Annotated in this window: 14 protein-coding genes and 1 pseudogene; 6 read left to right on the plus strand and 9 right to left on the minus strand. The window is 60.3% G+C overall.

The annotated features are described in order from the left end of the window. Positions 1-17 precede the first annotated feature (17 nt). Together MLPF_RS12245 and MLPF_RS12250 are read right to left on the minus strand one after the other, a co-directional pair. Complete coding sequence (locus MLPF_RS12245; RefSeq protein ID WP_045843740.1) at positions 18-1073, minus strand: aspartate-semialdehyde dehydrogenase; 1056 nt, start codon at positions 1071-1073, stop codon at positions 18-20. Then, entirely contained in the window at positions 1073-2338 is a 1266-nt protein-coding gene (locus MLPF_RS12250; RefSeq protein WP_045843741.1) for an aspartate kinase, read from the minus strand. Before MLPF_RS12250 ends, MLPF_RS12245 begins: the two co-directional genes overlap by 1 nt. A 736-nt stretch (positions 2339-3074) precedes the next feature. On the opposite strand from MLPF_RS12250, the gene leuA reads away from it, so the two are divergent. Beyond that, entirely contained in the window at positions 3075-4823 is a 1749-nt protein-coding gene (gene leuA, locus MLPF_RS12255; RefSeq protein WP_045843742.1) for a 2-isopropylmalate synthase, read from the plus strand. 156 nt (positions 4824-4979) lie between these two features. On the opposite strand, the pseudogene MLPF_RS16515 reads toward leuA, so the two are convergent. Beyond that, positions 4980-5929: pseudogene (locus tag MLPF_RS16515) on the minus strand (DEDDh family exonuclease). A 143-nt stretch (positions 5930-6072) separates the two neighbouring features. Here MLPF_RS16515 and MLPF_RS12270 point away from each other — a divergent pair. After that, positions 6073-7308 carry a Mur ligase family protein gene (locus MLPF_RS12270; protein WP_045843743.1) on the plus strand — a complete coding sequence of 412 codons (1236 nt, stop codon included), beginning with the start codon at positions 6073-6075 and terminating at the stop codon, positions 7306-7308. Next, positions 7301-8008: a type 1 glutamine amidotransferase gene (locus tag MLPF_RS12275; RefSeq protein ID WP_045843744.1), complete on the plus strand. Its 708-nt coding sequence runs from the start codon at positions 7301-7303 to the stop codon at positions 8006-8008. The genes MLPF_RS12270 and MLPF_RS12275 overlap by 8 nt, the downstream gene beginning before the upstream one ends. On the opposite strand, the gene MLPF_RS12280 is transcribed toward MLPF_RS12275, so the two are convergent. From MLPF_RS12280 to MLPF_RS12295, 4 genes are all read right to left on the minus strand, one after another. Next, positions 8005-8178 carry a hypothetical protein gene (locus MLPF_RS12280; RefSeq protein WP_156147262.1) on the minus strand — a complete coding sequence of 58 codons (174 nt, stop codon included), beginning with the start codon at positions 8176-8178 and terminating at the stop codon, positions 8005-8007. The genes MLPF_RS12275 and MLPF_RS12280 overlap by 4 nt on opposite strands. A 135-nt stretch (positions 8179-8313) precedes the next feature. After that, complete coding sequence (locus MLPF_RS12285) at positions 8314-8730, minus strand: hypothetical protein (RefSeq protein WP_082082430.1); 417 nt, start codon at positions 8728-8730, stop codon at positions 8314-8316. Between the two features lie 261 nt (positions 8731-8991). Then, positions 8992-9603, minus strand: a complete 612-nt coding sequence (recR, locus tag MLPF_RS12290) for a recombination mediator RecR (RefSeq protein WP_045843745.1) — start codon at positions 9601-9603, stop codon at positions 8992-8994. A gap of 11 nt (positions 9604-9614) precedes the next feature. Next, positions 9615-9965 carry a YbaB/EbfC family nucleoid-associated protein gene (locus tag MLPF_RS12295; protein ID WP_045843746.1) on the minus strand — a complete coding sequence of 117 codons (351 nt, stop codon included), beginning with the start codon at positions 9963-9965 and terminating at the stop codon, positions 9615-9617. 135 nt (positions 9966-10100) lie between these two features. Here MLPF_RS12295 and MLPF_RS12300 point away from each other — a divergent pair, with 135 nt between their 5' ends. After that, a complete protein-coding gene (locus tag MLPF_RS12300; protein ID WP_045843747.1) occupies positions 10101-10835 on the plus strand; it encodes an Rv3717 family N-acetylmuramoyl-L-alanine amidase in 735 nt (244 codons plus the stop codon). Positions 10836-10849: 14 nt separating this feature from the next. Here the strand turns inward: MLPF_RS12300 and MLPF_RS12305 are convergent, their stop codons facing one another. Next, positions 10850-11287 (minus strand): SRPBCC family protein, encoded by a 438-nt coding sequence (locus MLPF_RS12305; RefSeq protein WP_045843748.1) that lies wholly within the window; start codon positions 11285-11287, stop codon positions 10850-10852. An 88-nt stretch (positions 11288-11375) separates the two neighbouring features. Here MLPF_RS12305 and MLPF_RS12310 point away from each other — a divergent pair, with 88 nt between their 5' ends. Continuing rightward, positions 11376-12755 (plus strand): FAD-binding oxidoreductase, encoded by a 1380-nt coding sequence (locus tag MLPF_RS12310; protein ID WP_045843770.1) that lies wholly within the window; start codon positions 11376-11378, stop codon positions 12753-12755. Then, positions 12752-14071 carry a cyclopropane-fatty-acyl-phospholipid synthase family protein gene (locus tag MLPF_RS12315; RefSeq protein WP_193386774.1) on the plus strand — a complete coding sequence of 440 codons (1320 nt, stop codon included), beginning with the start codon at positions 12752-12754 and terminating at the stop codon, positions 14069-14071. The genes MLPF_RS12310 and MLPF_RS12315 overlap by 4 nt, the downstream gene beginning before the upstream one ends. On the opposite strand, the gene MLPF_RS12320 is transcribed toward MLPF_RS12315, so the two are convergent. After that, positions 14068-15900 (minus strand): DNA polymerase III subunits gamma/tau, encoded by a 1833-nt coding sequence (locus tag MLPF_RS12320; RefSeq protein ID WP_045843749.1) that lies wholly within the window; start codon positions 15898-15900, stop codon positions 14068-14070. The genes MLPF_RS12315 and MLPF_RS12320 overlap by 4 nt on opposite strands. Positions 15901-15924: the final 24 nt, after the last annotated feature.

The following is a 15924-nucleotide window of genomic DNA, read 5'->3' on the forward strand; positions in this document are numbered from 1 at the left end:
CAAAACTCACCCGTGGATCATAGCTGCGTGGCTAGCAACTCGGCGATTTGGATCGCATTGAGCGCCGCGCCTTTACGCAAGTTATCACCAGAGACGAACAGTGCCAAGCCACGCCCGTCGGGTACCCCGGGGTCGCACCGGATGCGGCCGACCAGTGATTCGTCGACACCGGCGGAGGCCAGCGGCGTCGGCACATCGACCAATTTCACGCCCGGAGCGCCGTCCAGCAGTTCGCGGGCTCGTTGCGGCGACAGCGGCCGGGTGAATTCGGCGTTGATCGACAGCGAATGCCCAGTGAACACCGGAACCCGAACACAAGTACCGCTGACCAATAGGTCGGGAATGCCCAGAATCTTGCGGCTCTCAAAGCGCAGCTTCTGGTCTTCATCCGTCTCGCCTGAGTCGTCGTCCACCAGCAATCCGGCGAGGGGCACCACGTTGAAGGCGATCGGCGCTACATACTTGCTGGGCGCGGGAAATTGCACGGCACCACCGTCGTGTACTAATTGCTCAGCAACGTCGATAACCGCACGCACCTGGGCGACCAGCTCGGCCACCCCGGCCCGACCGCTACCGGAGACCGCTTGATACGATGACACCACTATTCGCAACAGCTGAGCTTCGTCGTGCAGCACCTTGAGCACCGGCATTGAGGCCATGGTGGTGCAGTTAGGATTGGCAATGATGCCCTTGGGGAGCGGGAAAGCGTCCCGCACATCCCTGTTGTAGTTCACCTCGGACACCACCAACGGCACTTGCGTGTCCTTGCGCCACGCTGACGAATTGTCGATCACCGTCACTCCGGCGGCGGCGAAACGCGGCGCCTGCACCCGAGACATTGATGCACCGGCAGAGAACAACGCGATGTCTAGACCGGTGGGATCGGCCGTCTCGGCGTCTTCCACCTCGATCTTCTGGCCGCGAAAGGCCAACTTACGACCCTGGGACCGGGCTGAGGCAAAAAAACGCACGGAATCGGCCGGGAAATCGCGCTGGTCGAGCAGCGTGCGCATCACGTGGCCGACTTGGCCGGTGGCACCCACTACCCCGATTGCCAAACCTTTGGCACCCATTACTTCCCCGTCCCTGCGTACACGGTCGCCTTGTCCTCGCCACCGAGCCCGAACGCCTCATGCAACGCACAGACGGCCTTGTCTAGTTCGGTATCACGGCACAGCACCGAGATCCGGATTTCCGAGGTGGAGATGAGCTCGATGTTGACCCCAACAGCAGCCAGCGCCTCGCAGAAGGTCGCCGTGACCCCAGGGTGACTGCGCATGCCGGCGCCGATCAAAGATACCTTGCCGATATGATCGTCATAGAGCAGCTGGGTGAAGCCGATCTCGTTGCTGAGCGAATCCAGCTTGGCCACCGCGATGGGTCCGCTATCGCGGGAGCAGGTGAAAGTGATATCGGTCTTGCCGTCTTCGACCTTGGATACGTTTTGCAACACCATATCGATGTTCACGTCAGCGTCGGCGACAGCTCGGAACACTTTGGCCGCGTAACCCGGGATGTCGGGTATCCCGACGATGGTCACCTTGGCCTCGCTGCGGTCGTGCGCGACTCCGGTCAGTATGGGGTCTTCCATAGGTACGTCCTTGATCGATCCAACGATTACAGTACCTGGTTTGTCAGCATACGACGACCGGACATGCACCGGAATGTTCTGGCGGCGTGCGTATTCCACGCAGCGCAGCATCAACACTTTGGCGCCGCAAGCCGCCATCTCGAGCATCTCCTCGAAGGTCACGGTGTCGAGCTTGCGGGCATTGTGCACGACCCGCGGGTCGGCGCTGAAGACTCCGTCCACGTCGGTATAGATCTCGCATACGTCGGCGCCTAATGCCGCGGCCATGGCGATTGCGGTGGTGTCCGAGCCGCCGCGGCCCAGCGTGGTGATATCGCGGGTGTCCTGGCTAACGCCCTGAAATCCGGCGACCAACACGATCCGCCCTTCGTCGAGCGCGAACTGCAGCCGGGTCGGTGTGACATCGATGATTTTGGCGTTGCCGTGGGTGCCGGTGGTGATGACACCAGCTTGCGAGCCGGTGAACGAGCGAGCCTGGGCGCCGAATGATTCGATCGCCATGGCCACCAGCGCATTGGAGATGCGCTCCCCCGCGGTCAGCAGCATGTCCAGCTCGCGAGCTGGCGGCTCCGGGCATACCTGCTGCGCTAGATCTAGCAGGTAGTCGGTGGTGTCGCCCATCGCGGAAACCACCACAACGATGTCATTGCCCTGTTTTTTGGTTTGAACGATGCGCTCAGCAACACGGCGAATCCGATCGGCGTCGGCCACCGAGGATCCACCGTACTTCTGTACGACGAGCGCCACTGTTGCACTGCCTTTCTGGTTATCTCCCTGGCTAGTAGGTCCAGAACAGAATACGTGGGGATGGCACTGCGACGATGCATACCATGCGTCGAGCACCGTGCGCTCACCGGCACCTCGCAGCGGATGGAGTCAGCATAGTTATGCAGCAAGCTGGGGATGTCAACAAGATCTGTCGACTGGGCCTGAAACCCTTTCTAGAACCTAATTAATCGGCGTACTATATGGGTATTTGAGCGGAAATCCATAAACTCCCCGGCGATCGCGATACGTCGCGCATCCCTGGTGGTGGGAATCGCCGGATCCTGCTTGGCGGGAAACAGCACATGTCATTTGCGGTCACGGCCCGGAGTTAGTGCTGGCAGTGACACAGGATTTGCAGGGTATCGGCTCGCTGGTGGGCGCAGCACAGGGGTAACGCTGGCACCAACGGTCAACTGTACGGCAGGCCGATCCGACCCCAGTGCCTACGGCTGAGACTTGGTGCACATGCCGAAGCTCAGTCTGTGGTTTGGCAGCGACGCCCATCGCGGTATAATGCAGATCGTGCTGCAGGTACTCCTTCTCGAACGCCGCGGCGGGGTCTGATGTAGACCGGCTTCCCGTCGTGGGAGTTCACTATGCGCCGGTCTGAGGTTCCTTCTCACATCCCGGAGCAAGTATTGTGGCCAGCTTTTCTGAGGCTTTGAGCCAGGAGTCAGCAAATGCCTACAAATCGGCGCCCACCGTCACCAAGCCCATGGGCCCGCCCAGTCCCGGCCAACCCCGGTGGAATCCCCAACGAGCTACATTAATGCCGGTCTGCCGGTACCGGCCGTTCGCCGAGGAAGTCGAGCCTATCCGGCTGGCTGACCGCACCTGGCCCGACCGCGTCATTGATTGCGCACCTCTATGGTGTGCGGTGGATCTGCGGGACGGCAACCAGGCACTGATCGACCCGATGAGCCCTGTATGCAAACGCCGCATGTTCGACCTGCTGGTTCGCATGGGCTACAAGGAGATCGAGGTAGGGTTCCCATCGGCCAGCCAAACTGACTTCGACTTCGTTCGCGAGATCATCACCGAAGGCGCCATTCCGGACGACGTCACTATCCAGGTGCTGACCCAATGCCGACCTGAACTGATTGAACGCACCTTCGAAGCCTGCGAAAACGCGTCGAGGGTTATAGTGCACTTCTACAATTCAACGTCAATTCTGCAGCGCCGCGTGGTTTTTCGCGCCGACCAAGCCGCAGTACAGGCCATCGCGACCGACGGTGCTCGTAAGTGTGTCGAAGAGGCGGTCAAGTACCCGGGCACGCACTGGAGATTCGAGTATTCACCGGAATCCTATACCGGAACCGAGCTGGAATACGCCAAACAGGTGTGCGACGCTGTCGGCGAAGTCATTCAACCGACACCGGAAAACCCGATCATTTTCAACCTGCCTGCCACCGTGGAGATGGCCACCCCCAATGTCTACGCCGATTCTATCGAGTGGATGAGCCGCAATCTGGCCAACCGAGAGTCCGTCATCCTAAGCCTGCATCCACACAACGACCGCGGAACCGCCGTCGCCGCAGCCGAATTGGGCTATCACGCCGGTGCCGACCGAATCGAGGGCTGCTTGTTCGGTAACGGGGAACGCACCGGCAACGTGTGCCTGGTAACGCTGGGGCTGAACCTGTTTTCCCGCGGTGTGGACCCCCAGATCGACTTCTCCAATATCGACGAGATCCGGCGAACGGTAGAGTATTGCAACAAGTTGCGGGTGCACGAACGTCACCCCTACGGGGGAGATCTCGTCTACACCGCTTTCTCTGGCAGCCATCAGGATGCCATCAACAAGGGCCTAGACCAGATGAAGATCGATGCGGACGCCGCCGACTCCAATGTCGACGACATCCTGTGGCAGGTGCCGTACCTGCCGATCGACCCGCACGACGTCGGCCGCACCTACGAGGCAGTGATCCGGGTCAACTCGCAGTCCGGTAAGGGAGGCGTGGCTTACATCATGAAGACCGACCACGGTCTGGAATTGCCGCGACGGCTGCAGATCGAGTTTTCTCGAGTGATCCAGAAAATCAGTGAGGGCGAAGGAGGCGAGATCACACCCAAGGAGATGTGGGACTTGTTCTTCAAGGAGTACCTCGCACCGGTGCAGCCGTTAGAACGCATAAAGCAGCGGGTCAATGCCGCAGAGGAAGACGGCGGCAGCACCAGCATTGCCGCTACCGTCAAGATCAACGGCGAAGAGACCGAAATTAGCGGGGTCGGCAACGGCCCACTGGCCGCTTTCATCGACGCGCTGGAACACGTCGGCTTACATGTGGCCGTCCTGGATTATTCCGAGCACGCGATGAACGCCGGCGATGACGCGCAGGCTGCTGCATACGTCGAGGTGTCGGTACATGGGCACACAGCATGGGGTGTGGGCATTGCACCGTCGATCACTACAGCGTCGCTGCGTGCCGTCGTCTCAGGGATCAACCGGGCAATGTCCGGCTAAGACTCAGTAACAGGCACCGGTGACGGCTCTTCCCTAACTTCAAGGCTCCATTTGTCATCGGCGTGCCTGGCCCATCCGGGCCAGGCGGTCTGTTCGGCACACAGAGGATATCGGGAACGAACGGTCTCAGCGGGTTTACTCGAGTTACCTAATTCATCAAAACAGTGTGACTTGCTCGTCGGTAACCGCGGCACTAGTGAATTCATCCAGGAAAGTACCACAGACGACAGCGCGAACGTAGTCCATGAATTGCTCTCAGAAACCACCGGCACATCCAATTGCCTGGCGAGATAACCCTTACTCTGCGCGGGAGTGGCTTCGTTGCAAATCACCAGCGAGGTCTCGCGGTCAACAGCCTCTCAGTAGGCCAGCCCAGCGTGCAGGATTCACTCGACAAGTTCTTCCTGGGTGCGTGCCAACTCAGCGGCCAGGTCCACCCGCATGCCTTGGGGGTCAGCGGCCTACCGCCAACGTATCTCCCCAGGTTGAGATACGGACACAGCATGCGGGCAACCAACACCTTCAACGGTCGCAGCCCATCGTGAACCGCCCGGGCGTTGTGCCAGACCGTCAGAAACCACAAGTCGAGTTGGTGTCCCCGTTTGAACACCATCGCCAATACCCTGGTCAAAACCATAGCATAGCCGAAGGCATCATGCGACCGCTTCTTGGGGATACCCCAGTGGTGCGCCGCGAACGCCTCGAGTCTCGGAATATCAGATCCCCAGGCCTAACCGCTAGACCATAGTACATGGCACTGTCGACGAAGAGTTCAGCTCCCAAGATCTCGGCCTCCGCGGCGAGAAATGCGTAGGCGAACGCAACATTGCTCGCCACCAGCGTGCTGTCGAGCAACACCTCGGACATGTCACCGACCATGTCAGCAATTGAGACGGACTCGAGCATGGCGGCCGTCAGGCGATGCACGTGGGTGGGACCCGAGATTAAGCAAGCTGACCAGGGACCACTCCACACGTCCGTCGACATCAAAGCCGAGTACGGCAAGGCTGATTATCTGGGCCAACCAAACCCGGACGAAAATCCGACAGCTCGACCTGTCCGACGAGGACAGCCCAACCCGCATTCGGCTCGCTGGCCGACCCCAAAGCGTCGGGTTCATTAACTGCAGTATTACAGTCGAGCCGACATCAACGGTGGCGTTGCACGTCGTGTTGGCCCGCAAATATTTTAGGGCGACCCGCTGCACCCAACGCAAGCGCTGCGCTTGCGATCGCCCTAAACTGCACAGGTGTTTACCGTCCGCGCACGTCTAGCCCTGGCCGCCGGAGCAAGCGCGCGGTGGACATCACAGATCACCGGACGCGGAGCTGGGACAATGATCGGCGGCCTGGTGGCGATAACCCTGGACCGCTCAATTCTCAGCCAGCTCGGAGCGGGCCGGCGCATCATCGTCGTCACCGGCACCAACGGCAAATCGACGACCACCCGGATGACTGTGGACGCGTTGAGCACACTGCCCCCCGGCTCAGTGGCCACCAATGCTGAAGGCGCCAACATGGACGCTGGCCTAGTGGCCGCGCTGGCCGCGAATCGTGCCGCCAAACTCGCAGTCCTCGAGGTCGACGAGATGCATGTGCCGCACGTCGCCGATGCTCTAACACCTTACGTCGTCGTACTGCTTAACCTGTCGCGTGACCAGCTGGACCGCGTAGGCGAGATCAACGTGATCGAACGCACGCTGCGCACCGGCCTGGCCCGGCACCCGACGGCAATCGTCATCGCCAATTGCGACGACGTGCTGATGACCTCGGTCGCCTACGACAGTCCGAACGTGGTTTGGGTGGCCGCGGGCGACACCTGGCCGAACGACTCGGTCAGCTGCCCCCGCAGCGGCGAAGTCATCGTCCGCAACAACGGACATTGGTATTCCACCGGCGCCGATTTCAAGCGACCCAGCCCACACTGGTGGTTCGACGACAACACCTTGTATGGGCCCGACGAGTTGGCGCTACCGATGCGGCTGGCGCTGCCCGGATCGGTGAATCGCGGCAACGCCGCCCAGGCGGTGGCCACCGCCGTCACGCTAGGTGCCAACGCCACAACAGCAGTAGCAGCAGTGTCCAAGGTCAACGAAGTTGCCGGACGATACCGGAGCGTACGGATCGGTGAACACACCACCCGGATCTTGCTAGCCAAGAATCCGGCGGGCTGGCAGGAGGCGCTGTCGATGGTGGACACACAAGCCGCTGGAGTGGTCATCTCAGTCAACGGGAAGGTGCCTGACGGTGAGGATCTGTCGTGGTTGTGGGATGTGCGTTTCGAACACTTCGAGAAGATCCCCGTGGTAGCCGCTGGCGAACGCGGCACCGACCTAGCGGTGCGCCTGGGATATGCAGGCGTGGAACACACTCTGGTGCACGACACCGTAGCCGCGATCGCCTCGTGCCCACCCGGGCCGGTGGAGGTCATCGCCAACTACACCGCGTTCCGTCAGCTACAACGCAGGTTGGCGCGTCATGGCTGACTCGACGGTGCGGATCGGGCTAGTGTTGCCCGACGTCATGGGCACCTACGGCGACGGCGGCAACGCCGTGGTGCTGCGACAACGGTTGCTGTTGCGAGGTATCGCGGCTGAGATTATCGAGCTGACGCTCGCCGATCCGGTGCCCGAATCACTGGACCTTTACACGCTGGGCGGCGCGGAGGATTACGCGCAGCGGCTGGCCACAAGACACCTGCTGCGGTATCCGGGCCTGCAGCATGCAGCCAGTTACGGCGCACCAGTGTTGGCTATCTGTGCAGCTATACAAGTGCTCGGCCAATGGTATGAGACATCGTCCAGGGAACAAGTCGACGGCGTGGGCTTGCTGGATGTGACTACCACACCGCAAGATGTGCGCACCATCGGCGAACTGGTCAGCACGCCGTTGCTGACCGGTTTGAACCAACGCCTAAGCGGCTTCGAAAACCACCGCGGTGGCACCGTGCTGGGCCCCGCGGTGACGCCACTGGGCGCGGTGGTCAAGGGAGTCGGCAACCGGGTCGGTGACCACTTCGACGGCGCCATTCAGGGCAGTGTGATAGCGACCTACATGCACGGACCATGTCTGGCCCGTAATCCCGAGCTTGCCGACCTATTGTTGAGCAAAGTGGTAGGTGAGCTGGAGCCACTAGAGCTGCCCGAGGTGGAGTTGCTGCGCCGTGAGCGACTGGCGGCTCGCTAGGCCTTCCAACCCCTGGCGAGCAGCGCGTTACGCACGCGAACCAGCACTGCGTTGGATTTATCTTGGGCAATTACGCAGGTAATAACCTGACTTAAGTCTTCCAACTTACGTAGCCGTCGCTGGTCGCTGGGTATATTGCCGGCAATCGCTGCGATGGTGGTCACTGTCATTATTCATTATTCAACGGCTACCTCCATCCCTCCCCGCCCATATAAGTACGCCTACCGGATAAGTACGCCTACCGGACGTCAGTTTTCCTAGACCGACCGGTATTTGCGTGGTGAGAACGGGCAGGTTGGCGTCGATCAACCACAAAAGTAACCAACTCTCTTTGGAAGACGCGGCACCCGGATAGACGAGCGCAAGCACCACGCGTAGCCGTCGCAGACCCCATGCATCCGAGTACCACTCTGGCAAACAACAGCACATTTTCGCCCGAAAACGGGGTCTACCCGCATGAGAGCGTCGAGCTGCGCCACCACCGGCCCGCGCGACAGAAGCCGACCGCGATCATAAGCTGTGCGGGCCAACGTAGTAACCGGCAACCCGACCCGACACGGAATGATCTGGTCGTCGACCACGGTCTCGTTGCGAGACGATAGGCCGCGTTGTGGCCGGGCGCTGGGCACAACCAATTCGACAGCAAAGCCGTCGCCCACCCACTGCGCACCACGAATCGCGGAGACAGCGACGCCGGCAAGGACCGCCTTTTGACCACGCAAAGAAAGCCGGGAGCCGGTAACTCAGCCACCCAACGTGAATGCCGGAGCACCTCGGCAGGTAAATGCCGTGTTAGACCGCGTCATGCCAACGCTAAAGTTCATGTACGGTCATCCAGTCAGCGGTAATGACCTCACCGGCCAATAAACAATAAAGACTTTCCCCATGCAAGCATGCTAACTACCGGCTATCGACATTCCCCAGATCGACGTTTTGCATATAACACCCGAGAGAGTGCCTACAAAACATCGATTTCGGCGAAATCAGATCATCGCTCGCCGGCCGGTCAGCGCACGGCCGAGTGTCAGCTCGTCGGCGAACTCCAGGTCACCGCCCATCGGCAACCCGGACGCGATCCGCGTCACGGTCAAGCCGGGTATATCGCGCAGCATCCGAACCAAATAGGTGGCGGTTGCCTCACCCTCGGTATTGGGGTCGGTGGCAATGATCACCTCTGTAATGTCCACATCGTCGACCCGCTCACCGATGCGGCTTAGCAATTCGCGGATCCGCAGCTGGTCGGGGCCAACTCCGGATAGCGGATCAAGCGCACCACCCAACACGTGATAGCGGCCGCGGAATTCGCGGGTGCGCTCCACGGCCTGGACATCTTTCGGTTCCTCAACAACACACACCACAGATGCATCTCGACGGGTATCAGAACAAATTCTGCATCGCTCATCGTCAGAGACATTGCCGCACACCGCACAGAACCGCACGCCATCGCGAACCGCCACCAACACGGCGGTTAACCGGTCGATATCTTGCGGTTCAGCCGATAACAGATGAAAGGCGATGCGCTGCGCGCTTTTAGGTCCAATACCAGGCAGCTTGCCAAGCTCATCGATCAGATTCTGGACCGGCCCCTCAAACATATCGATGCAAGTCAGGTGCCTGGCATGTAAGTCGGTGGGGTTGGCGGCGGTGCCGTCGGACGCATGGCGCTGGTCAGCGCGCCCAAACGCTCCTGAGCCAGTTTGGTGACTTGTTTGGAAGCATCGGCCATAGCGCCGACGATCAGGTCCTGTAAGGTCTCAATGTCGCCGGGGTCGACGACCTTAGGATCGATGGCAACACTAACCACTTCTCCACTGCCTTTGACAACAACCTTGACCAAGCCCCCACCAACCTGACCATGCACTTGCGCGTTCACGAGCTGTTGTTGGGCTTCCAGTAACTTCTGCTGCATCTGCTGCGCCTGGGCGAGCAGAGCCGACATATCACCTCCGGGTTGCATGACAGTTCCCTCGCATCTTGGTCTCGAGTTGGTTTCGCCTACGGATATTAGGGCGATTTGAAACCCCGAGCCTAAACTGCACCAGGCTAGCTTTGCGCCGTGAACGCACGAATCAGCCTCCATATCGGGTTCCGAATGGTCATAAGTCTATTAGTCACGGCCTTGGCGACGATCATCCCGACCGCGGTGGCCTATCCATCTAATCCCGCCAATATAGCTGGTATGGTTGTGTTCATCGATCCCGGCCACAACGGCTCCAATGACGCATCCATCCGCCGCCAGGTACCCACAGGTCGTGGCGGCACCAAAGACTGCCAGGCCAGCGGCACGTCAACGAACAGTGGCTATCCGGAGCACACTTTTACCTGGAACACCGCGCTGCAGGTGCGCTCCGCGTTAAACGACCTGGGTGTGTGGACCACCCTGTCACGCGGAGACGACACTGGGCTGGGCCCGTGCGTCGACGAACGAGCCAACATGGCCAATGCGTCGCACCCCAATGCGGCCGTAAGCCTGCACGGTGACGGCGGCCCGGCGTCCGGCCGGGGCTTTCACGTGATCTACTCTGCGCCGCCGCTCAACCCGGTGCAGGCCGGGCTGTCGGTGCAGTTCGCCCGAATCATGCGCGACCAGTTGCAGGCCTCGGGCATTCCGCCGGCTAACTACATTGGCCAGGGTGGTCTGTGCGGGCGCTCCGATATGGCTGGCCTAAATCTGGCTCAATATCCGTCGATCCTGGTCGAGTTAGGGAACATGAAGAATCCAGCAGACTCGGCAGTGATGGAGTCGTCCGAAGGCAGGCAGAAATACGCCGACGCTGTGGTCCGAGGCATCAGGAGCTTCCTTGCTACCCAGAGCCGGGCGCGCTGACCCCCCCGCTGGGACTAACGTTCCAACTCGTTCTTCAGGTTGGCCAACACCTCGGCCTGGATCTTCTTAAGCCCCAGCGGCGCAAAGGTCTTTTCAAAAAATCCTTTGACACCGCCCGCACCGTTCCATGCCGTCTTCATCGCCACGCTGGACCCCGGTCCCGCTGGAGCAACCGTCCAGCTAGTTACCATCGACGAGTTCACGTCCTTTTCAATGACTGTGTGGCCCGCGACATCAACGTTGACCTGCACATCGCGAACACGTGATCTGGTGACCTGCAACTTCCACTTCACGACGGTACCCGGCCCTTGACCGCCCTGCAACACCTGATACTCATCATACTGCGGTGACAGAATTTTTGGGCGCATCTTCTGATAGTCTGCTACCGCAGCAAGTATGGCTGCGGGCTCAACATTGATCAAGATCGTGCTGACTGCGCTCACCGGTCCCATCAGGCGCAACTCCTTTGTTGTGATTACGGTGCCCTCGCACTTGGTCAGAGGATCGGTGCGGGGAGTGTGTTCGGAGACTAGGGTATATGTGGTGCCTGTCCAAGAACCTGCACTGGTTGCCCACACATCTGGTGTCGAGCGGTTGTTGGCGAGCTTTAGATCTATGCCCGTCACGTCGCCCGTACGACTCACCAAGCCCACCTCAAACCTGTTCCGCACCCGAGCTAAACGCGATGCACCCGGCTTGGATGCATCGGGACTGACCGGTGTCATCGGTATCGACACCGAAACCCGCACCGCCGACGTGGCCGGCATGTGCACCTACGAGAACCTGGTAGCCGCAACCTTGCCTTACGGTCTTTTGCCACTGGTGGTTCCGCAACTGAAGACTATCACCCTCGGCGGTGCAGTCACCGGGCTGGGCATCGAATCGACCTCGTTTCGCAATGGCCTACCACACGAATCGGTGCTGGAAATGGATATCCTCACCGGAGCTGGCGAATTACTCACAGTATCTCCAGAACAGCACGGCGACTTGTACCGCGCCTTCCCCAATTCCTATGGGACGCTGGGATATTCAACACGGCTTCGGATCGTTCTGGAGCCTGTCGCACCCTTTGTAGCACTGCGACACATCCGATTTCACTCGTTGACCGCAATGGTCACGACGATGAAACGCATCATCGACACCGGCGGACGCGACGGCGTACCAGTCGATTATCTGGACGGTGTGGTGTTCAGTGCTGACGAAAGCTACCTATGCGTGGGTAAACGGACCACAACCCCGGGACCTGTCAGCGATTACACCGGACAACACATCTACTACCGGTCGATCCAACACGATAACGACGTTAAAGAAGACCGGTTGACGATCCACGATTACGTGTGGCGCTGGGACACCGACTGGTTTTGGTGCTCGCGCGCATTTGGCGTGCAGAACCGGCAACTGCGGCGCTGGTGGCCGCGCCGCTACCGACGTAGTAGCGTGTACTGGAAGCTGATGGCTGCCGACCGGCGCTTTGGCATTGCTGACTGGATAGAGGCGCGCCATGGCCGTCCACCGCGGGAACGAGTGATGCAGGACGTCGAGCTGCCGATTGAAAGAACCTGCGAGTTCTTGGAGTGGTTCTTAGGCAGTGTGCCCATTGCTCCGATCTGGTTGTGCCCGTTGCGGCTTCGCGACCACAACAGTTGGCCGCTATATCCGATCCAACCAGGACGCAGCTACGTAAACGTTGGGTTCTGGTCCTCGGTGCCGGCTGGCGTCACCGAGAATGCGACCAACAGGACAATCGAAGCCAAGGTCAGTGCGCTCGATGGGCACAAGTCGTTGTATTCCGATTCCTTTTATACCCGTGAGGAGTTTAACGAGCTTTATGGGGGAGAATCCTATAATGCCGTGAAGAAAATATACGACCCCGATTCACGCCTTCTCGACCTTTATGCAAAGACGGTGCAACGACGATGACCACAACCAGAGATCCCGAACGTTTCACCCAAATTTCTGGTGGCAAACTGACCATGGCCGAGATTCTGGCAGTCTTGACCGCAACTGGACGACAGCCACTGAAGTTCACCGCGTATGACGGTAGTACCGCAGGCCACGATGAAGCCGAAATAGGTCTGGACCTATGCAGCCCCCGCGGCGCCACCTACTTGGCCACGGCTCCCGGTGAGCTCGGTATTGCGCGCGCATATGTAGCAGGTGACCTGCAGGCCCGCGGTGTCCATCCCGGTGATCCCTACACGCTGCTAAAAACACTGACCGACAGAGTCCAATTCAAACGTCCACCACTACGCGTACTAGCCAGTGTCGTCCGCTCGCTTGGTGTTGAGCATTTGCTGCCCATCGCACCACCTCCGCAGGAGACACCTCCCCGGTGGCGCCGGATCACTGACGGCCTACTGCACAGTAAGGCTCGTGACGCCGAGGCCATCCGCCATCACTACGACCTCTCCAACCGGTTCTACGAATGGGTGCTCGGGCCCTCGATGACATATACTTGCGCAGTTTATCCGAACGCCGAGACGACGTTGGAGGAGGCGCAGGAAAACAAATACCGGCTGATCTTCGAGAAGCTGCGGTTGCAGCCCGGTGACCGGCTGCTCGATGTCGGCTGCGGCTGGGGCGGCATGGTGCGCTACGCCGCCCGACGCGGAGTCCGGGTCATCGGTGCGACGCTGTCGGCCGAACAAGCGAAGTGGGCTCGAAAAGCGATTGACAACGAGGGGTTGGCAGAGCTGGCACAAGTGCGTTATTCCGACTATCGCGACATACGCGAGAAGGAATTCGACGCCGTTTCGTCGATCGGACTGACCGAGCACATCGGCGTGAAGAATTACCCCACCTACTTCAACTTCCTGAAGTCGAAGTTGCGCACCGGCGGTCTGCTGCTTAATCACTGCATCACCCGATGCGACAACAAGTCGACCGCCTTTGCTGGTGGATTCACCGACCGTTACGTCTTCCCCGACGGGGAACTAACCGGCTCGGGACGCATTACCACCGAAATCCAAGAGGTCGGTTTGGAGGTGCTGCACGAAGAGAACTTCCGGCATCACTATGCGATGACGCTGCGCGACTGGTGTCGCAACCTCGTCGAGCATTGGGACGACGCGGTTGCCGAGGTCAGCCTACCCATCGCCAAGATCTGGGGTTTGTATATGGCAGCATCGCGTGTGGCCTTTGAACGAAACAACCTTCAGCTGCATCACGTACTGGCAACGAAAGTTGACGTCTGGGGTAACGACAGCCTACCGACGCGGCCTTGGTGGACGCCTTAGTCTTCAACCGCGTCAGTCAGCCATTTATCGATACGGCGTGCACCCAGTTCGTTTTGCAACAGTTCGAGCGCAACCTCTTCCGGGTCGCTACGTGGCGCTGATGGGTCTCTGCGGCCGGCTTCGGCTGGCATGCCCTCATCGTCGTGCTGCTGGACAGAATCCACGTCAAGGACAGAAGCTTTCTCCTGGGTAGGCTGTGCAACTACTCCTTCGCAAGCGGGTGGTACACTCATAGCAGGCATGGGTGCGCCGACCTCACATCGCACCCGCCAGTTCACACCCAGCGCATCTTTAAGCGCTTCAGCGACAACATCTACATTGTGCTGTTCAGACAGCCGCTTGGCCAGTGGTGCTGATCCGTGGGTCAACACCAAGGTGTTGTCCTCAACCGCGTGGACGATCGCGCCCGCCAGCATCACCTCGGTAGTGCGGCTGCGCTGGCGCACCTTCTCGCGCACCGTCGGCCACATGGTTCGTACCGCGGCCGCATTGGGTTCACCCATGATAGGGGTTGGCTCAGCGGCAGCTGGCGGCGAAGCCAGTTTGGAAGGCTGAGCATCCGCAGCGGACCGGGAATCCGGGGAAGCCAAGCAAGACTGGGGAGGGGGACTAGGCCGGGCAACCTTCTCGGCGGGCGCTGACTGAAGCGGGTATGCTGCCCTGGCGGGGATCGACATGTCCAGCCGGGCCTCGATTCGCTCGACCCGTTGCAGCAGCGCCGACTCGGCGTCCGTGGCCGAGGGCAGCAGCAGCCGCGCGCAAACCACTTCGAGCAGCAGACGCGGCGCAGTTGCACCACGCATCTCCCCCAACCCGGCCTGTACTACCTCAGCGTAACGGGTCAAAGTCGCAGGTCCGATTCGGACCGCTTGCTCCCGCATACGGTCCAGCACGTCCTCCGGCGCATCCACCACGCTACGGGCCGCCGCATCAGGAACCGCCTGCAGGACGATGAGATCGCGGAATCGCTCTAGTATATCGGTAGCGAAACGCCGTGGATCGTGGCCAGCATCGATCACCGATTCGACCGCACCAAACAATGCTGCCGCATCGTGAGCCGCGAGCGCATCGACAGCGTCGTCTATCAGTCCAACGTCGGTAGCACCTAGCAGATTCAGTGCCCGCTGGTAGGTCACGTGATCACCCTCCACGCCAGCCATCAGCTGGTCCAACACCGACAGCGTGTCCCGTGGGGAGCCGCCACCGGCCCGAATGACCAGAGGATACACCGCATCGTCGACAACGACGCCCTCCTGCTCACAGATGCGCCCGATCAACGCTCTCATGGTGCGCGGCGGCAGCAGCCGAAACGGGTAATGATGGGTGCGCGATCGAATCGTCGGCAGCACCTTCTCCGGCTCGGTGGTGGCGAAAATGAAGATCAAGTGGTCAGGCGGTTCCTCGACGATCTTGAGTAGCGCGTTAAAGCCGGCAGTGGTCACCATGTGCGCTTCGTCGACGATGAACACACGGTACCGCGACTGGGCCGGCGCGTAGAACGCGCGGTCACGCAACTCACGAGTGTCGTCCACGCCGCCGTGGCTGGCGGCGTCGAGCTCCACCACATCGATGTTGCCGGGCGCGTTGGGCGCTAACGACAAGCATGATTCACATACACCACACGGCGTGGCCGTGATCCCCTGCGCACAGTTTAGCGACCGCGCCAGAATGCGCGCCGAGGAGGTCTTTCCACAGCCACGCGGCCCGGAGAACAAGTAAGCATGGTTGATCCTGCCAGCTTCCAAAGCAATGGACAACGGCTCAGTGACATGCGCTTGCCCCACCACCTCGGCCAAGGCTGCCGGTCGATACTTGCGGTACAGAGCCACGTCAGCAGGCTACTCAGGCCCAAT

Source organism: Mycobacterium lepromatosis (assembly GCF_000975265.2).
GTDB classification, from domain to species: domain Bacteria; phylum Actinomycetota; class Actinomycetes; order Mycobacteriales; family Mycobacteriaceae; genus Mycobacterium; species Mycobacterium lepromatosis.